Source organism: Agathobacter rectalis ATCC 33656 (assembly GCF_000020605.1).
Taxonomy (GTDB): Bacteria; Bacillota; Clostridia; order Lachnospirales; family Lachnospiraceae; genus Roseburia; species Roseburia rectalis.
Window position 1 is genome coordinate 274,729 of the sequence record NC_012781.1, and the last position, 18,467, is coordinate 293,195.

At 42.4% G+C, this 18,467-nt stretch carries 23 protein-coding genes and 1 other RNA gene; 20 read left to right on the forward strand and 4 right to left on the reverse strand.

Annotated elements, in window-relative coordinates; genetic code table 11:
- Positions 1-29 precede the first annotated feature (29 nt).
- From deoC to EUBREC_RS01345, 7 genes are all read left to right on the forward strand, one after another.
- Positions 30-683 carry a deoxyribose-phosphate aldolase gene (deoC, locus tag EUBREC_RS01315; protein ID WP_041254412.1) on the forward strand — a complete coding sequence of 218 codons (654 nt, stop codon included), beginning with the start codon at positions 30-32 and terminating at the stop codon, positions 681-683.
- Between the two features lie 35 nt (positions 684-718).
- Entirely contained in the window at positions 719-1,138 is a 420-nt protein-coding gene (locus tag EUBREC_RS01320; protein ID WP_012741219.1) for a cytidine deaminase, read from the forward strand.
- A gap of 119 nt (positions 1,139-1,257) precedes the next feature.
- Positions 1,258-2,244: an adenosine deaminase gene (gene add / locus EUBREC_RS01325; protein ID WP_041253794.1), complete on the forward strand. Its 987-nt coding sequence runs from the start codon at positions 1,258-1,260 to the stop codon at positions 2,242-2,244.
- A 75-nt stretch (positions 2,245-2,319) separates the two neighbouring features.
- Entirely contained in the window at positions 2,320-3,507 is a 1,188-nt protein-coding gene (locus EUBREC_RS01330) for a phosphopentomutase (RefSeq protein ID WP_012741221.1), read from the forward strand.
- Between the two features lie 55 nt (positions 3,508-3,562).
- Positions 3,563-4,384 carry a purine-nucleoside phosphorylase gene (locus tag EUBREC_RS01335; RefSeq protein WP_118192962.1) on the forward strand — a complete coding sequence of 274 codons (822 nt, stop codon included), beginning with the start codon at positions 3,563-3,565 and terminating at the stop codon, positions 4,382-4,384.
- Between the two features lie 75 nt (positions 4,385-4,459).
- Positions 4,460-4,897 carry a DUF4869 domain-containing protein gene (locus EUBREC_RS01340; protein ID WP_041253795.1) on the forward strand — a complete coding sequence of 146 codons (438 nt, stop codon included), beginning with the start codon at positions 4,460-4,462 and terminating at the stop codon, positions 4,895-4,897.
- Between the two features lie 221 nt (positions 4,898-5,118).
- The gene (locus EUBREC_RS01345) at positions 5,119-5,874 is read left to right on the forward strand and encodes a translation initiation factor 2 (RefSeq protein WP_330367740.1); all 756 of its coding nucleotides are present in this window, start codon (positions 5,119-5,121) and stop codon (positions 5,872-5,874) included.
- A 66-nt stretch (positions 5,875-5,940) separates the two neighbouring features.
- Here the strand turns inward: EUBREC_RS01345 and EUBREC_RS01350 are convergent, their stop codons facing one another.
- Entirely contained in the window at positions 5,941-6,486 is a 546-nt protein-coding gene (locus EUBREC_RS01350) for a GNAT family N-acetyltransferase (RefSeq protein WP_012741225.1), read from the reverse strand.
- Between the two features lie 263 nt (positions 6,487-6,749).
- Here EUBREC_RS01350 and tadA point away from each other — a divergent pair, with 263 nt between their 5' ends.
- The 9 genes from tadA (at position 6,750) to mnmA (ending at position 13,539) form a co-directional block, all read left to right on the forward strand.
- On the forward strand, positions 6,750-7,223 hold the full coding sequence (gene tadA / locus EUBREC_RS01355; RefSeq protein WP_041253796.1) for a tRNA adenosine(34) deaminase TadA: 474 nt from the start codon (positions 6,750-6,752) through the stop codon (positions 7,221-7,223).
- Between the two features lie 129 nt (positions 7,224-7,352).
- Positions 7,353-7,913 (forward strand): RNA polymerase sigma factor, encoded by a 561-nt coding sequence (locus EUBREC_RS01360; RefSeq protein WP_012741228.1) that lies wholly within the window; start codon positions 7,353-7,355, stop codon positions 7,911-7,913.
- Positions 7,910-8,641, forward strand: a complete 732-nt coding sequence (locus tag EUBREC_RS01365) for a hypothetical protein (protein WP_012741229.1) — start codon at positions 7,910-7,912, stop codon at positions 8,639-8,641. Before EUBREC_RS01360 ends, EUBREC_RS01365 begins: the two co-directional genes overlap by 4 nt.
- Before the next feature lie 337 nt (positions 8,642-8,978).
- An RNA gene (gene ffs / locus EUBREC_RS16800) (signal recognition particle sRNA large type) lies at positions 8,979-9,239 on the forward strand.
- A gap of 119 nt (positions 9,240-9,358) precedes the next feature.
- On the forward strand, positions 9,359-10,243 hold the full coding sequence (gene nudC / locus EUBREC_RS01370; protein ID WP_012741230.1) for an NAD(+) diphosphatase: 885 nt from the start codon (positions 9,359-9,361) through the stop codon (positions 10,241-10,243).
- A 42-nt stretch (positions 10,244-10,285) separates the two neighbouring features.
- Positions 10,286-10,720: an RrF2 family transcriptional regulator gene (locus EUBREC_RS01375; protein WP_012741231.1), complete on the forward strand. Its 435-nt coding sequence runs from the start codon at positions 10,286-10,288 to the stop codon at positions 10,718-10,720.
- 19 nt (positions 10,721-10,739) lie between these two features.
- Complete coding sequence (nifS, locus tag EUBREC_RS01380) at positions 10,740-11,933, forward strand: cysteine desulfurase NifS (RefSeq protein ID WP_012741232.1); 1,194 nt, start codon at positions 10,740-10,742, stop codon at positions 11,931-11,933.
- Between the two features lie 71 nt (positions 11,934-12,004).
- Entirely contained in the window at positions 12,005-12,451 is a 447-nt protein-coding gene (nifU, locus tag EUBREC_RS01385) for a Fe-S cluster assembly scaffold protein NifU (protein ID WP_012741233.1), read from the forward strand.
- Positions 12,451-13,539, forward strand: a complete 1,089-nt coding sequence (mnmA, locus tag EUBREC_RS01390) for a tRNA 2-thiouridine(34) synthase MnmA (RefSeq protein ID WP_012741234.1) — start codon at positions 12,451-12,453, stop codon at positions 13,537-13,539. Before nifU ends, mnmA begins: the two co-directional genes overlap by 1 nt.
- A gap of 119 nt (positions 13,540-13,658) precedes the next feature.
- Here mnmA and EUBREC_RS01395 read toward each other — a convergent pair whose 3' ends face one another.
- Genes EUBREC_RS01395 through EUBREC_RS01405 form a run of 3 tightly spaced genes read right to left on the reverse strand, consistent with a single transcriptional unit; the run spans position 13,659 to position 14,782 of the window.
- Entirely contained in the window at positions 13,659-13,946 is a 288-nt protein-coding gene (locus EUBREC_RS01395; protein ID WP_012741235.1) for a helix-turn-helix domain-containing protein, read from the reverse strand.
- 46 nt (positions 13,947-13,992) lie between these two features.
- Complete coding sequence (locus EUBREC_RS01400) at positions 13,993-14,316, reverse strand: HepT-like ribonuclease domain-containing protein (RefSeq protein WP_012741236.1); 324 nt, start codon at positions 14,314-14,316, stop codon at positions 13,993-13,995.
- A complete protein-coding gene (locus EUBREC_RS01405; RefSeq protein ID WP_012741237.1) occupies positions 14,309-14,782 on the reverse strand; it encodes a nucleotidyltransferase domain-containing protein in 474 nt (157 codons plus the stop codon). Before EUBREC_RS01405 ends, EUBREC_RS01400 begins: the two co-directional genes overlap by 8 nt.
- 336 nt (positions 14,783-15,118) lie before the next feature.
- On the opposite strand from EUBREC_RS01405, the gene EUBREC_RS01410 reads away from it, so the two are divergent.
- The 4 genes from EUBREC_RS01410 (at position 15,119) to cysK (ending at position 18,327) form a co-directional block, all read left to right on the forward strand.
- Entirely contained in the window at positions 15,119-16,537 is a 1,419-nt protein-coding gene (locus EUBREC_RS01410) for an AAA family ATPase (RefSeq protein WP_012741239.1), read from the forward strand.
- Positions 16,538-16,656: 119 nt separating this feature from the next.
- Positions 16,657-16,911, forward strand: a complete 255-nt coding sequence (locus tag EUBREC_RS01415) for a type II toxin-antitoxin system Phd/YefM family antitoxin (protein WP_012741240.1) — start codon at positions 16,657-16,659, stop codon at positions 16,909-16,911.
- Positions 16,911-17,171, forward strand: a complete 261-nt coding sequence (locus EUBREC_RS01420; RefSeq protein ID WP_012741241.1) for a Txe/YoeB family addiction module toxin — start codon at positions 16,911-16,913, stop codon at positions 17,169-17,171. Before EUBREC_RS01415 ends, EUBREC_RS01420 begins: the two co-directional genes overlap by 1 nt.
- A 223-nt stretch (positions 17,172-17,394) precedes the next feature.
- Entirely contained in the window at positions 17,395-18,327 is a 933-nt protein-coding gene (cysK, locus tag EUBREC_RS01425; protein WP_012741242.1) for a cysteine synthase A, read from the forward strand.
- The last annotated feature ends 140 nt before the right edge of the window (positions 18,328-18,467 follow it).

An 18,467-nucleotide genomic window follows, 5' to 3' on the forward strand; every position in this document is an offset into this window, starting at 1 on the left:
ACATAAAACACAGAAACGGAGAACAGACATTGGATATAAATGAAATTTTAAAACACGTTGACCATACACTTTTATCCCCACAGGCTACATGGGACGAAATCAGGCAGATATGCGATGATGCGATAAAATATCACACAGCATCGGTCTGCATACCGCCGAGCTATGTAAGTCAGGCGTCAAAGTATCTGGGTGAAAGGGTAAAGGTCTGTACAGTGATAGGCTTCCCTAACGGATATTCGACCACTGCGGTGAAAGCCTTTGAGACAGAGGATGCCCTTGCAAACGGAGCGAAGGAGATAGATATGGTCATCAATATCGGCTGGCTCAAGGATAAAAGGTATGAGCTGATAGAGGATGAAATAAAGAAGCTCAAGTCCATATGCAAGGATAAGGTGCTTAAAGTCATCATCGAGACCTGCTTTCTCACAGATGATGAGAAAATCAGGATGTGCGATATCACAACGAGCGCAGGGGCTGATTACATCAAGACATCTACAGGCTTTGGCACGGCAGGTGCGACCTTTGATGATATAAAGCTGTTTTCAGTGCATATCGGAGAGGGTGTGAAGATGAAGGCTGCCGGAGGCATTTCTTCATTAGATGATGCAGAAAGATTTCTTGAGCTTGGCGCTGACAGGCTTGGGACAAGCCGTGTGGTGAAGCTTATTAAGGCTATGGAATGAATTTTCGTATACAATAAATAACCGGGGAATTATATATGGATAAAAAAACAATTGAAAAACTGATTGATACAGCCATTGCACAGCTTGATTTTTCATATGCGCCGTACTCAGGCTTCAATGTCGGTGCGGCTCTTTTAGCAAAAAATCAGGCAGTCTACACCGGCTGCAATATAGAAAATGCAGCCTACACACCGACAAATTGTGCGGAAAGGACAGCATTTTTCAAGGCAGTGAGTGAAGGTGTGCGGGATTTTGAGGCAATATGTATCGTGGGCGGAAAGAACCAAAAACCGACAGGTTATACAGCGCCATGCGGAGTATGCCGCCAGGTTATGATGGAGTTTTGTAATCCGAAGACCTTTAAAATAATACTGGCGATTGACAGGGAAAATTATAGGATTTTTACGCTTGAGGATATGCTCCCGCAGGGGTTCGGACCTGCGAACCTTGAGTAGAGCGACCTGTAGCTGTACCTTTAAGGGGCTGCATAATGGTCTGTAATAGTTGTTGATTATATGGTCGTGTGAACATTAGCCGCCTCAACAGGAAGTGGGAAACCGGAAATGGGGGAAATATGGAGAGAGAAGAGAATATAAGAGACAATATAATAAAGCTGCCGAAAATAGAGCTTCACTGCCATCTGGATGGCTCATTAAGCCGTGAATTTGTCGAGAAAAGGCTTGGCAGGACAGTGCAGGAGGCAGAGCTTAGCGTGTCGGATGACTGCACAAGTCTTGCACAGTATCTGGAGAAATTTGACTTGCCGGGGCAGTGCATCCAGGATGAAAAGGGGCTTGAGGGAGCCGCCTATGATGTGCTTAAGGGCATGCACCGGGAAAACGTCGTATACGCGGAAATCCGTTTTGCACCGCTGCTTTCAGAGAATGAGCGCATGAGCTGTGAGCGCGTGATAGAGGCTGCACTTAAGGGACTTGAGAGAGGTAAAAAGGATTTTGGCATAGAATATGGGCTTATTGTGTGCGCCATGAGGCATCACGGCGAGGAACAAAACAGACGCATGCTGCACACCGCAAGGGAATTTTTAGGCGCGGGTGTGTGCGCGGCAGACCTCGCAGGTGCTGAGGTGCCTTATCCTATGTCCGGCTTCATGGAGCTTTTCAAATATGCAAAGCAGCTCGGGCTGCCTTTTACAATCCATGCGGGAGAGTGTGGAAATGCACAGAATATTATAGATGCAGTGGAGGCCGGCGCAGCCAGGATAGGCCATGGAATAGCCATGAGAGGTCACGATGATCTGGAAAGGCAGCTTTCGGCAAAGGGCATAGGCATCGAGCTTTGTCCAATAAGCAATCTACAGACAAAGGCGGTGGCATCTGCAGATGAATATCCCATCAGGGAGTTTTTGGATGCGGGATTAAAGGTCACAATAAACACAGACAACCGCACCGTAAGCAACACAACTTTATCTAAAGAGCTTGAGTTCATAGAAAAAACATATGGCATACGCGATGAGGAGCTGCCGCTTATGATGAAAAATGCACTGGACGTGGCATTTGCGGATGATGCCGTGAAGGAGCGGATTTTCAGACAGCTGGTATAGTGCCGTGAGACTTATGGAGATTTAACAGCTCCCCGCTGTGCAAATTTACGGACCGGAAAATGGAGGTATGACACTATGAAGAAATACAACAGAATTTTTGTGATAGTCCTGGATTCTCTGGGAATCGGCGCGATGCCGGACTCGGAAAGGTTTGGAGACACAGATGTAGACACCTTTGGACATATACTTGAGAGGATGCAGACTCTCGACATCCCAAATCTTACAAGGCTTGGAATGCTCAATCTGCACTGTGGCGGTCAGATGCAGCCGGCTGCTGAGCCAATCGGCAGATTTACGCGGTTGGCAGAGGCAAGCAATGGCAAGGACACGATGACAGGCCACTGGGAGATGATGGGCATAAAAACCGAAAAGCCCTTTAAGACCTTCACAGAGCACGGATTTCCACCGGAGCTCATCGCTGAGCTTGAGAAGCAGTGCGGAAAAAAGGTCATAGGCAACAAGAGCGCCAGCGGCACTGAGATAATCGAGGAGCTCGGAGAGGAAGAGATAAAGAACGGTTCGATGATTGTATACACGTCAGCGGATTCGGTGCTTCAGATTTGCGGTAATGAGGAGACCTTTGATTTACAGAATCTCTACCGCTGCTGTGAGATAGCCAGAAAAATAACACTCAAGGACGAGTGGAGAGTAGGGCGCGTCATTGCAAGGCCATATGTGGGAAAGAAAAAGGGTGAGTTCGTGCGAACCTCAAACAGGCACGACTATGCGCTTAAGCCTACAGGTCTTACTGCATTAAATGCATTAAAGGACAGTGGACTGGATGTCATTTCAGTCGGCAAAATCAATGATATTTTCTGCGGAGAGGGCATTACAGAGGCATTCCGCTCAAAGAGCTCGGTTCATGGAATGGAGCAGACCATTGATATTTGTGAGAAAGATTTTACCGGGCTGTGCTTTGTGAATCTGGTCGATTTCGATGCACTGTGGGGACACCGCAGAAATGTGACAGGCTACGGAGAGGAAATTGAGAAATTCGACAAAAATCTGGGCATTTTAATGGAAAAGCTAAGGGATGATGATCTGCTCATACTGACCGCAGACCACGGAAACGACCCTACCTACAAGGGAACGGACCACACACGCGAGTATGTGCCGTTTATCGCGTATTCAAAGAGCATGAAGGGCGGCGGTGCAATTGAGGAGGAAGCCACCTTTGCGGTAATTGGAGCCACAATTACTGACAACTTCGGCGTAAAAATGCCGGAGGGTACCATCGGACATTCTATTCTTGAAGAGCTTTAAGGGGTAATATCTCAGGAATTTTTTAAACTTTAACAGAAAATATATGGAGAAAAAAATGAACAGTATATATGAAAAACTTACCACATGCCTTGCAAGTGTGCGTGAAAAAACAGATTTTGTACCGGAGACAGCCATAGTTTTGGGCTCGGGACTTGGAGACTATGCAGAGCAGATTAAGATAGAGACAACCATAGATTACAAGGATATCAAGGGCTTTCCAACATCCACAGTTCCCGGACACAAAGGCAGGTTTGTATTTGGATATGTGGATAGTGTGCCTGTTGTCATCATGCAGGGCAGAGTCCATTATTATGAGGGGTATCCGATAACAGACGTTGTGCTACCGACACGCCTCATGGGAATGATGGGCGCAAAAAAGCTGATACTCACAAATGCGGCAGGTGGTCTCAATACTGATTTTAATCCGGGAGACTTTATGCTGATTTCGGACCATATCGCGACAGCCATACCAAGTCCACTGATCGGAGCCAATATTGATGAGCTGGGCGAGCGTTTTCCGGATATGAGCGAGGTATACAGCCGCAGAATGAGGGAAATCGTAAAAGAAAAGGCAGATAAGCTGGGCATAAAGCTGAGAGAAGGAGTCTACGTACAGCTCACAGGCCCGCAGTATGAGACTCCGGCCGAGGTCAGGATGTGTAAAATCCTCGGAGGAGATGCCGTCGGAATGAGCACAGCCTGTGAGGCACTTGCAGCGCGTCATATGGGGCTTGAGGTCTGCGGAATCTCATGTATCACCAACCTGGCAGCAGGACTATCCGACAAAAAGCTCAACCACAAGGAAGTGCAGGAAACCGCAGACCGCGTGGCAAAGCAGTTTACAGAACTGATCACTGCTGTGGTGAGAGCAGTGTAAATGCTTAGAAACTTGACAATAAATCGTATCATAGCGTATACTTTAGAATCCTAACAGATGGGATGGAGGATTTCAATGTTAAATATATATTTAGGGGATATGGAAAATGCAATTTACCATCCTCCGGTGTATTTTGATAACACATATGAAGATGAATGGATAACGGATGAGCTGTCTGTCAAAATGATAAAAGATATAGATAAATCAGACGTCATTGGACCACATCTGGTACAAAGCCCGATACTGGGACCGATATCCACAAAGGAATTGTCCGGTGGAGTGAAAACCCTTATGCTGATGGCTTTTGATGATAGCGGAAAAATTTTTAACGCTTCAGCGTGTGGTGATAACTGCGCAAAGTGGATATTGAGAATTGCGGGCAAAAAGAATTTGACAATTAATCTGCATCATATAATGGATTTTGGCAAAGATTTTGAGGCAAAGATACTGAATACGGGAGAGATGGTTCACAGTATGGCTGAATTCATCAGTGTTGCAGGTAAATATGTATAGGAGAAGGTATGAAGGGTAAGCATAAAATTGTTGTGAAAAACAATAGACTTCATTATGAATTTGAAATAAAAAGAAATATCACGATAATAAAAGGGGACAGTGCTACAGGGAAAACAACACTCATAAATATGATCAGACAATTTGCAAATCTGGGTAATGCAAGCGGAATTGAAATCGAATGTGATGCCCCGTGCACAGTTCTTGAGGGAAACCTGTGGCAGATGCTGCTCAAAAATTTATCAGGAAATATCATTTTTATTGATGAAGAAAATCAGTTTATAAGACAGCAAGAGTTTGCTGAACTTGTAAAGGCGTCAGATAATTATTTTGTGATAATAACAAGAGAAAATCTGTACAATCTGCCATATAGTGTTGAAGAAATATATGGACTGTATTCTTCAGGAAAGTATCAGAACACAAAACAAATATATCAGGAGATGTATCATATTTATCCTTTAAATCAGGATCTTTCATGTAAACCTGACAAAATAATTGTTGAAGATACAAATTCTGGATATGAGTATTTCAAGGCAATATCGAAAGAAAAAAATATAGTGTGTGAAAGCGCTGGTGGAAAAACAAAAATATTTGCTATGCTAGAACAACTAAAAGCTGAAACAGAGAGTATTTGTGTAATAGCTGACGGTGCAGCAATTGGCCCGGAAATGGATGCATTATATAAAATGTCTGTGGAAAAAGGCAATATAAAGTTATATCTGCCGGAATCATTTGAGTGGATTATACTCAGTTCTGAGTTGCTTGAAGACAAAGAGATTAAGGATATTATAGACAAACCTGAGAATTATATAGAAAGTCAGGAATATTTCAGTTGGGAGCGATTTTTTACAAAGCTGCTTGTGGATAAAACAGCAGGAACATACCTGAAATATCAAAAAGGAAAGCTTAATCCAACATATTTGCATGAGAAGAATAAAAATATAATTTTGAAAAATATAAAAAATAGTATAGATTTTTAAAAAGTATGATAAATTGGCGCAGAAATTGTTTCCTGCGCCAATTGTTATGTTAAATTATAAATGGGCTTATTTATTAACAAGCCCGTAAATATAGTGATTACACCACTTCCCATGTAGTATAAGATAATCATGCAATAGCCCCTCCTGCACGAAGCCAAGCCCATTAAGAAGCTTCATAGAAGGCACATTCCCCGGGTGGACAACCGCTGTCACCTTGTGCATGCGAAGCTCATTAAAGGCAAGCTTGGTGCAGAAGCCGACTGCCTCAGTGGCATACCCCATGTGGTGAAACTCACTGGAAAATTTATAGCCAATTTCACAGCTTCCGTAGAAAGCCGGAGCGATATTATGTATGCACACAGTGCCGATAATCCGGCACGGATTTTCTTTCTGAAAAACATAAAATCTGAAAAGCTGTGATTTGACAGCCATATTGTATTCATATCTGAGCACCTTCTGCAGGTGCTTCACAGTATAAAAGTCCGGCACACGGTCTATTTCATACATTTCGAAAAGCTCTTTATCCCTATTGTAAAAATCCAAAACCTGCGGGGCACAATCAGCGCGTAATACCTTAAGAAGCAGGCGTGGGGTCTCATATTGAAAAAACATATTTTCCTTCTTTCACATTTGGTGTATCATGTAATTATTCAAAACCACCTCACGCACATTCGCAAAAGCGCACGATACTCGTGCTTTGTCACTGCTACGCAGTTAATTTTGCTCATATGTGTGGGGTGGCTCTATTCGAGCCACCTTGAGAACAAGAAAAACTGCTGCTTACATGCGAGCATGACGCATCAGCTTTTCTTGTTCTCAGTGGTTCTGAATAGTTATTGTATTATAATAGATTATAACACATGGAGCAGACAAATATGACACAAGATGAAAAATATATGAAACAGGCAATAAAACAGGCAAAAAAAGCATATGCACTTGATGAGGTGCCGATAGGCTGCGTAATTGTAGCCGGTGACAAAATCATCGCACGCGGTTACAACCGCAGAAATACCGACAAAAATCCACTCGCTCACGCTGAGCTTTCTGCCATCCGTAAAGCCAGCAAAAAGACCGGAGATTGGCGTCTTGAGGAATGCACCATGTATGTCACCCTTGAGCCCTGTCAGATGTGTGCCGGAGCAATAGTACAGGCACGCATTCCCAGGGTGGTAATAGGTGCCATGAATCCGAAAGCAGGCTGTGCAGGCTCAATCATCAATCTACTGCAGATGCAGCAGTTTAATCATCAGGTGCAGACAGATATAGGCATCTGTGGTGACGAATGCAGCACCATGCTTTCTACCTTTTTCAAAGAGCTGCGAAAGAAGCGCAAGCTTCAAGGGCAGTAAAGACGGCTATATGGATGGAACTTGCTTCTACATAATATACGTTATATACATTTTCTTATGAAAAAAATATCTACAGGTGTCAGAAATGGAATAAGAAATTGTGTATATAAGTGAAAGGAGGAAGTGAGCATGGATGATAGCGCAATAGTTGAATTGTTTTGGAAGCGTGATGAACAGGCAATTGCTGCAACAACAGAAAAATATAATGTATATTGTTTATCAATTGCGATGAATATTTTGGGAAACATTGAGGATGCAGAGGAATGTGTGAATGATGCATATCTGAATACATGGAATTCTATTCCGCCAAACAAACCTAAAATGTTATCGACTTATCTTGGAAAGATAGTCAGAAATATGTCATTCAATTTGTATAAGAAAAACAGAGCTAAGAAGCGCACAAATGGAAGCTTCACGTTAATATTGGATGAATTATCTGAGATAATCACTGATTCGAAAAATATTGAAGATGAGGGCAATGCCAGGTTCCTGTTAGAGAACATTAATTCTTTTCTTAAGGAAATACCGGCTGAGAAAAGACAAATTTTTGTGTGTCGTTACTGGTATTCTGACAGCGTCAGGGACATAGCAAAGAGATATGGCATGACTGAAAACAATGTTTCAGTTACATTAAAGAGGATAAGAAAAAAATTACATGATTACCTTGTTGAAAGGGGCGTTGATTTATGAATGCAGAGAAGATATTTGATGTAATGGAAAACATAGACGAACAATATATTATAGAAGCTCATCAAAAAAATGTTATCAAAAATAAAAAAAAGACAATTCGTAAAATAGTAGTATTTGCTGCGTGTTTTTCTTTAATAATAAGTATAACAGCAGTTGTTGGAATTGGCATAAAACGAAATTCTACATGTACTGTTTCGGCAGCGGAAATAGGGAAAGAGGAGGTACAGCTTGAGGCGACCATGCCAAGTATAATCTATTATGATCAGGATAAGGTGATAATGTATGATTATATTGGAATATGGGTTTATAATCTAAAAAAAGAAAAGCTAGTGGGATTTTGTGATTTCAGACCAATAGATATGACACAGATACAAGGTTATCCGTGTGTTTTCGTTGAAGCATCATCAGATGGCAGATACGTAAGATTTTACAAATCAGATGATTCTGTGAAGTTTTTGTACAATGTGGAGAAAGACACATATAAAGAAGTCAAAAGCTATGATAAAAAATTGAAATGGACATTCAGCTTAAAGGATGTAACCACTCAATATTCGATATCAGATTATTCAGAGACATATGAAGTGGCAAAGAAAGAATATTTATCATACTCCTTAGACATTAGCCCGGATTCGAATGAGGCGGTCAGGTATAAGGACTTGGTTATTGTAGTTGAAAAAAATGGTCAAAAAACAGAGTATAAGCCATTTGTCGTTAAAACTACAACGTAAGGCACGTAAGCCCCGGGTACAGGACGCGCATACGTACTCTTGCAGGGGCGCATAGCGAAGATGTTTAGAATCTGTAGGATTATGCCGGAAAGCCAGAAATGCCCAGCCATGGACGGCTGGGCAAGGCGTTATGCGCCACGGACGGCGCATAAAAGCCGGTTTCGTCAAGCATAGAAAACCATCATGCATAATCCGTACAGAATCTTAACAGCGTAGCGTAGCCACGGCAAGAGTACGTATGCGCGTCCGGTACCTGGGGCTTGCGTGCCGTACTCATACCACAAGAAGTTGCAATAAATCTTGACAAAACCCTGCATTATAGCGTATACTTAAGACTCCGAGCAGCCGGGGTGGTAGCGGTACCTTGAACCAACAATCCGCTATAGTTGGGGTGATGCTTCGTAGAGGGCTTAAGCGGTGGAGCTGCCCTCCATAAGTGGCGTTGACGTCTGGGTCTTGCGCAATGGAAATCTATGAACCGTGTCAGGGTGGGAACACAGCAGCACTAAGTAGAAGCTTCCATGTGACGCGAGGCAGCCTGGAGGGAGTTAACTGTGGAGGTAACGTCTGTTGTGATGGTTCGAAGCGAGGCGCTCGGATTTTTAGCGTATAAAAAAAGGCGAATTTTCGGTTGTAGTGGCACGGGTTTATACGCGCGTATAAACACCGTCTGATAACATAGTTAATCAGCGGAAATAAGGAAAATCGAGGCATACAATGATTCAAGACATTGCACCACATACGTGGGACATAACATACAAAAACATACAGCCGGACCCGGACAGCAGGGTCCTTTTTTTTAGCAGGGGACAGCTTCTTGTGCAGCAGGCATCGGACATGTCTGCTGACGAATCCAATCAGGATATTCATCAGATAAGCTTTCCAAGATATGAGGATATAAAAGCAGAATGTCCCGATGCTAAATATCAGTATCTGTTTACACTTGACGATACTGCATTTTTCAGGGTGGCACTGTCACATGCTGACAAAATGCATATACTGGAAGTAACAGGTGGCAAATTCATAAACCGGCACTATATGCGCAGCGCGGCACCGAAGGAGTACGTGCTTGCCGCGATAACGGGATTTCATCTGGATGGCTGGTATGATAAGAACCATTTCTGCGGCAGATGCGCCAACAGGCTGGTAGAGGACGACGTGGAGCGCATGCTCAGATGTCCGGTCTGTGGCAACATGGTTTACCCGCGCATCAATCCGGCAGTGATAGTGGGAGTTACAAATGGAGATAAGCTGCTTTTGACAAAATACAATGGCAGAGAGTATAAAAAGTACGCACTTGTGGCAGGCTTTAACGAGATAGGTGAGTCACTTGAGGAGACCGTGCGCCGTGAGGTCATGGAGGAAACAGGACTGCGTGTGAAAAACATCAGATACTACAAATCGCAGCCGTGGGGCTTTACCGACAATATACTAGCGGGATATTTCTGTGAAGTTGACGGAACAGATGAGATTGAGGTTGACATGCAGGAACTTTCGATGGCAAAATGGGTGTCAAGAGAAGAAATACCTACATCCCTAGAGGAATTAAGCCTGACAAATGAAATGATTTCTGTTTTTCGGCTTGACAAAGGCGATTTCTGAATGTATAGTAAAGCAGTAGGAAATGAAACAGAGGTGCTATAAATGAAAATTTCAACAAAAGGACGTTATGCTCTTCGCCTCATGATGGATCTTGCAGAGAACAACACTGGTTCACCCATCAGCCTGAAGGATGTAGCGAAGAGACAGGATATTTCAGATAAATATCTTGAACAGATTATATCCATTTTAAACAAGGCGGGCTACGTCAGAAGTGTCAGAGGCGCCCAGGGTGGATACATGCTGAAGATGGAACCGCAGAACTACACAGTCGGCATGATTCTCAGACAGACTGAGGGCAGCCTTGCGCCGGTAGCATGTATAGAGGATGACGAGATAGTCTGTGACAGACAGCAGCAGTGCGTCACATCTATTGTGTACAAGAAGATCAATGATGCAATCTCAGGTGTGGTTGACAATATCACCTTGCAGGATCTGGTAGACTGGCAGAACGAGAAGAATGGAAATTATGTCATATAAAGAAAGAAGGTTATCATAGATGAGCAGATTAATTTATTTGGATAATGCGGCAACCACACAGGTATATCCGGAGGTTGTGGATGCAATGCTTCCTTACTTTACAGAGCATTACGGCAATCCATCAGCTATATACAGCTTTGCAGATGAGGCAGAAAGAGCAGTGGATCATGCCAGAGGAGAGGTCGCAGACCTTATCGGAGCCAAGAAGGATGAAATATATTTCACAGGCGGCGGCAGCGAGTCCGACAACTGGGCATTAAAGGCCACAGCAGAGGCATATGCTGCAAAAGGAAAGCACATCATCACATCAGCCATCGAGCATCATGCAATTCTTCACACAGCACAGTGGCTTGAGAAGCATGGCTTTGAGGTGACATATGTGGGTGTTGATGAGGACGGAAAAATCAAGCTTGATGAGCTTAAGGCAGCCATCAGACCTGACACAATCCTTATCTCAGTTATGGCGGCAAACAACGAGATTGGAACTATCCAGCCGCTTAAGGAGATCGGAGAGATAGCAAAGGAGCATGGCATTTTGTTCCACACAGATGCAGTTCAGGCATTCGGACACATTCCGATTAATGTAGATGATATGCATATCGACATGCTCAGCGCCAGCGGTCACAAGCTCAACGGGCCAAAGGGCATCGGCGTGATGTATATCAGAAAGGGCGTAAAAATCCGCTCATTTATCCACGGCGGAGCACAGGAGCGCCAGAGACGTGCGGGAACACACAATGTGCCGGGTATCGTAGGACTCGGCAAGGCAGTAGAGCTTGCAAAGGCTAACATGGCAGAGCGCAGCGCATATGAGACAAAGCTCAGAGACCACCTCATCGAGAGAGTGACAAGCGAGATTCCATATACACGCTTAAATGGACACAGAACAGACAGACTGCCAAACAATGCAAACTTCTGCTTCAGATTTATCGAGGGAGAGTCAATGCTTATCCTGCTTGACCAGGCAGGCATATGCGGCAGCTCAGGTTCAGCCTGCACATCAGGCTCACTCGACCCATCACATGTGCTCCTTGCAATAGGACTGCCACATGAGATAGCACACGGCTCACTGCGTCTTACATTATCAGAGAAGACCACTCTTGAGGATATCGACTATACAGTGGACAAGTTAAAGGAAATCATAGCAAGGCTCAGAAGCATGTCACCGTTATACGAGGATTTCGTAAAGAAAAACGGCAAAGCAGAGGCATAAATGATCAGGTCAAAATTATAGTGACTATCACAACATTAATATATACATGAAAATTAGGAGGAACTAAGGACATGGCATACAGTGAAAAGGTAATGGACCATTTTAACCATCCAAGAAACGTAGGAGAGATGGAGAATCCAAGTGGTGTCGGCACAGTAGGAAACGCAAAGTGCGGAGACATCATGAGAATGTATCTGGATATAGATGACAACGGCATTATTCAGGAGGCAAAATTCAAGACCTTCGGATGCGGCGCAGCAGTTGCAACAAGCAGTATGGCAACAGAGCTCGTAAAGGGCAAGACAATCCAGGAGGCGCTTGAGGTTACAAACAAGGCAGTTATGGAGGCACTTGACGGACTTCCACCTGTAAAGGTACACTGCTCACTTCTCGCAGAGGAGGCAATCCATGCAGCACTCTGGGATTACGCAGAGAAAAACGGCATCAAGATCGAGGGACTTGAGAAGCCTGTAAATGATATCAGCGAGAAGGAAGAGGCGCCTGAGGAAGACTATTAATGAAAAAGAAGGTTGTAGTAGGAATGTCGGGCGGAGTGGATTCGTCAGTAGCGGCATATTTATTAAAGGAACAGGGATACGATGTCATCGGAGTCACAATGCAGATATGGCAGGACGAGGACGTATTTAAACAGTCACAGGAGGGCGGCTGCTGTGGGCTATCCGCAGTGGAGGACGCCAGACGAGTGGCAGCAGTGCTTGATATTCCATATTATGTGATGAACTTCAAGGCTGATTTCAAGAAATACGTCATAGACTATTTCGTGTCCGAATACGAGCGCGCATACACGCCAAATCCGTGTATCGCCTGCAACCGTTATGTGAAATGGGAGTCGCTGCTTCACCGCTCGCTTGAGATAGGAGCAGACTATATAGCAACAGGCCATTATGCCCGCATAGCACAGCTTCCAAACGGTAGATACACCATAGCCAACTCAGTCACAGCGGAAAAGGACCAGACATATGCGCTTTACAATCTGACACAGGAGCAGCTTCGTCGCACGCTGATGCCTGTTGGAGAGTATGAAAAGCCACAAATCCGCCGTATCGCAGAGGAAGCCGGACTGCCGGTAGCGCACAAGAGCGACAGTCAGGACATATGCTTCGTGCCGGATCATGACTATGCCTCATTCATCGAGAATGAGACAGGCAAAACCTATGAGCCGGGAAACTTCGTGGATGAATCGGGCAATATTCTCGGCCGTCATAAGGGCCTCATCCACTATACTATCGGACAGCGCAAGGGGCTTGGAATTACAGCCGCAACACCTTTATTCGTGAAGGAGCTGCGTCCGGCAACAAATGAGGTCGTAATCAGCACAAATGAGTCACTTTTCTCAGACACCTGTTATATCAGCGATATAAACTATATGGCACAGGAGCACATCACACCGGACACCCGCAGCATAGGAAAGGTACGCTACTCTCACAGGGGAGCTGACTGTACACTTACCCCTATGGAAAACGGCATGATAAAATGCGTATTTGACGAGCCGCAGCGCGCCATGACACCGGGGCAGGCAGCGGTATTCTATCAGGATGGGCACGTACTGTGCGGTGGAACAATTGAAAAGATGATGGTAAATTAGCAGGACTTTTGAATAGTCGCGAATATATTATAATATAGCAGACCGCATAACTAAAATGCCGTCTGCTCTATTAAATTAGTACGTTGATGATGCATGTAAGTATGGGAGTTTCATTGATTTCAAATAGTAGGTTTTGTAGGTCTTACTGTAAGCTGTAAACCGAGATGCTGAAAAATATTAAGCAGTGTTCCGAGATTTGGTGTTGTTTTGCAGGATTCGATTCGAGCTACGGATGATTGTGGAATACCACGCATTGCAGCAAGCTCTCTCTGGCTAAGTCCGAGAGAAGTACGCTGCTCCACCATGGCACTTACGATTGAGGATATATTTTCAACCTCATCAATGTCTTTTACAATTTCAGGATCAACAGTTCTTACATGTTCCTTATAGTCGTTCCAGGTTTTCACAATTATTCAGCCTCCTTTCGAGCAAGGTAATCATCGGCGTATGTAATTATATTATTTCAAGTAATTCCGGAATATCAGGCTTGAGTGTTTCAAAAACCACGTTCAAATCTACATTTCCATAATCGTGGACTATACGATTTCTCAATCCATAGATTGCATTCCATGGAACGTTTCCTCTGTGGAGTTTATATTCATCTGACAATTTTTTTGCATTCTCAGATATTTGAATCATACGAAATAACATGGAATCAAGAAGGACTTCATTTGCATTAAGTTCTTCAATATCAACATTTTTCATATGTGTAACAACAAATTCTAAATCCTGTTTCAACCTTTTAATATAATAAGCATCATTCTTAACATTATCCATATATTTTTATTCCATCTTTTAGTATTTCCTGTGTCAGCTCAAAATTATCTTTCAATTGATTTATATCAAGTACATCAACTTTTTTGTGAAGTGCAGTTCTTATATCCTCCACTAATCCATAGAATTTTAGTCCGGTCGCATCTGTCGAAATTAAAAGATCAACATCGCTGGTTGGTTTTGCCTTTCCTTTTGAGTATGAGCCAAACAGATAACAGAAATTAACATTATATTTATCAAATACATCTGAGCATTTTCTTTTTATATAATCAATATCTACTATACCATTTTCTTCATCAATAGGATTAATTTCAGATATTTTTTCAATCATATATTTGTACTTTATGCTATCTGCCTTTTTTTCATCATTTTCATAAGATTTGTATGAACGCAAAGAAACTCCGAGTATATCCGCAGCTTGATTTTGTGTTAATTTTCTCTCAATTCGTAAAGATTTTAATTCTCCCATGTTTGCACCTCTAAATATAGAGTAGTGCAAAAATTGCACTTTGTCAAGCTGGACAGTGTAAAATTTGCACTTTTGTTTTTAATTAAACGTAACTATTCTAACAATATGATTTTAGACCATTTGGAATCATGAGCTTAATGTGTTATTACAAATAAATATTAAAATGAAACAACGTATACTCTTCTTAATCTGTTATTTTTAACGAGATTAAGAAGAGTATATTTGCATTTTGACTTGTTTTTTGCCACAAATACCGTTATACTTTACTTAAAGTGTATAAAAAACAGAGATTAAGAAAAGTATAGCAATATAATATATTTTGGGTGTAGGTGCAGGATGCTTGTAGGTAGAGAAAAAGAATTACATTTATTGCATGATATACAAAATGATGATAGCTCACATTTTGTGGCAGTATACGGGCGAATGAGAGAGGGAAAGACCTTTCTGATACGTGAGGCCTTTGGCTATAGATTTACATTTCAGCATGCCGGTCTGTCAGAGGGAGGAATGAAGGAGCAGATATATGCGTTTACGTCATCTCTAAAAGATGCAGGGTATGAAGTGAAAAAGCAGCCCCAAAACTGGCTTGAGGCATTTGAAGCATTAAAGGATGTCATAAGATTGTCGAGTGAAAAGAAGAAAATAATATTTATTGATGAGCTGTCGTGGATGGACACACAAAAGAGTGATCTTATGGTTGCTTTGGAGAATTTCTGGAATGGATTTGCTTCTGCAAGAAAAGATATAGTCCTTATAGTGTGCGCGTCAGCCACATCATGGATGCTCTCAAAGGTCGTACACAACAAAGGTGGATTGTATAACAGATTGACAGAGCAGATACATCTGCGTACATTCTGCCTCAGGGAGTGTGAAGCGTATGTAAAAGCTGCCGGGCTGGCATTAAATAGAAATCAGATATTGCAGTATTATATGATTTTTGGCGGAGTACCTTACTATTGGGGATTTTTGAAAAAGGGATTAAGCCTTTCACAGAATATTGATAGTATATTGTTTGAAAAGGATGCGCCCCTGCGCGATGAATTTAAGTATTTATATGCTTCTGTATTCAAAAAACCGGAGAACTATGTAAAAATAATAGAAGCTCTTGGGACTAAAAAGGTTGGAATGACAAGGGAAGAAATCATTACATCGACCAAAATACCTAATTCGGGAGATCTGACAACGAAGCTCGAAGAGCTTGAAAGCTGTGGATTTATTCGCAAGTACAATGCATTTGGGATGAAAAAGAAAAATGCGATATACCAGTTGATGGATTGCTTTACATTGTTTTATTTCAAATTTTTGAAATCAGAACCGACAGATGAGCATTTTTGGACGAACCAGATTAATACGCCCGCAGTGAATACGTGGCTGGGGCTGGCGTTTGAAAGAGTGTGCATGGAGCATGTGGATCAGATTAAGTTTAAATTGGGTATTTCTGGCGTGCTGACAGAGATAAATTCGTGGTACTGCAAATCAGATCCTGATAATGGCATTTTCGGCTCACAGATTGATATGCTGATTGCCAGAAAAGATCAGGTGATTAATTTGTGCGAGATGAAATATTCGCAGTCAGAATATACCATAACGGAGAAAGTGGACAGGAGCATTAGGAATAAAATAAGTGATCTGAGAGTGGTTTCCGGTACAAAGTATGCGATATACCCAACACTTATTACAACCTATGGTGTAGTGGAAAACTCGTATTCGCAGGAGCTGCAGTCGGTTGTTACGATGGATGATCTGTTTGCCTGAGATAAAACTATACGTTTAATATTTTTCTGCATAAGATCTGTTGACAAGTGAATAATAATAGCATAAAATAAAAGTACTAAAAAACATACGATTTTTTGTACGGAAATGAGGTGTTAAATATGTTAGCAGTAAAGAGCATGGATGTAAGAGAAAATTTTAAATCGTTATGTGATAAGGTTTTCAGAGGAGAAACATTGATTGTATCAAGACCAAAGAATGAAAACATAGTGATGATGTCGGAATCTGAATACAATGAGATTATGAAAGCCAAGAGAAATGCTGAATACCTTGCTATGCTGGATAAATCTATGGCTGAAGCCGAAGCAGGTGGTTTTATTACAAAGACAGTGGATGAGTTAGGAGCATACGAATAATGAATGTTGTATTTACTCCGACTGCATGGCAGCAGTACACAGACTGGCAGAAGGAAGATAAAAAGATCGTAAAGCGGATTAACGAGCTTATAAAGAGTATAGATCGTGATGGACTATTAGAAGGAATCGGTAAGCCTGAACCGTTGAAGTATAGGAAAGTATGTAGCAGACGGATAACGGACGAACACAGACTTACATATAACTTTGATAGTAACCAAAATCTCATAATATATTCCTGTAAATTTCATTATGAAGATTAGCACCGCATTAGGTGACTTTCTTTTTACTCAATAAGCTCATTATCTAAGAGAATATTATAACAGGGCATAAAAATAAAATATTAAAAACCCCATAAATTCCTGTTGACAGATAGGAATTCATGGGGTATATTTATATCAACAATTAATTCATACAAATACAGTATGAATATAGGAGATTAAAACAAAGCATTAACATTACAATGACATCAAGGAGGACACAAACATGTCAAACATTTATCAGGGAACATTAGGACTTATTGGAAATACACCGCTCGTAGAGCTTACACACGTAGAGAAGGCATACGGACTTGAGGCAAGACTTCTTGCAAAGCTTGAGTACTTCAACCCGGCAGGATCAGTAAAGGATAGAATCGCAAAAGAGATGATCGAGCAGGCAGAGAGAGACGGAAAGCTCAAGCCGGGCTCAACAATTATCGAGCCAACATCAGGAAATACAGGAATCGGACTTGCAGCAATCGCAGCAGCAAAGGGATATAAGATTATCATCGTTCTTCCTGAGACAATGTCCATCGAGAGAAGAAACATCATCAAGGCATATGGCGCAGAGCTCGTGCTTTCAGACGGTACAAAGGGTATGAAGGGAGCCATCGCCAAGGCAGAGGAGCTTCATGAGCAGATTCCTGATAGCTTCATTCCGGAGCAGTTTGAGAACCCTGCAAACCCGGAGGCACACAGAAAGACAACAGGTCCTGAGATCTGGAACGATACAGACGGACAGGTAGATGCATTCGTAGCCGGAGTCGGAACAGGCGGAACAATCACAGGAACAGGTGAGTACTTAAAGAGCAAGAACCCTGATGTAAAGATTGTCGCTGTAGAGCCTGAGACATCAGCAGTGCTTTCAACAGGAAAAGCCGGAGCACACAAGATTCAGGGAATCGGAGCAGGCTTCGTACCAAACACATTAAATACAGAGGTATATGATGAGATTATCCCTGTATCAAATGAGGCATCATTTGAGTACGGAAAGATTATCGCAAAAGAGGAGGGTGTACTTGTAGGTATTTCTTCAGGAGCAGCTCTCTATGCAGCAATCGAGGTAGCCAAGAGACCGGAGTTCAAGGGCAAGACAGTAGTAGCACTTCTTCCTGACAGCGGAGACAGATATTACTCAACTGATCTTTTCAAAGATTAATAAAGTATATTATGATAGCGAATAAGACACCCCTGCGGTGTCTTTTTGCATATAATTCAATTGATTCTTTAAATACCATAAACTTTTCCTTTGTTTTTGGATTCTCGGGTTACTATTTACCTTTACATTTTTGGGTTTTG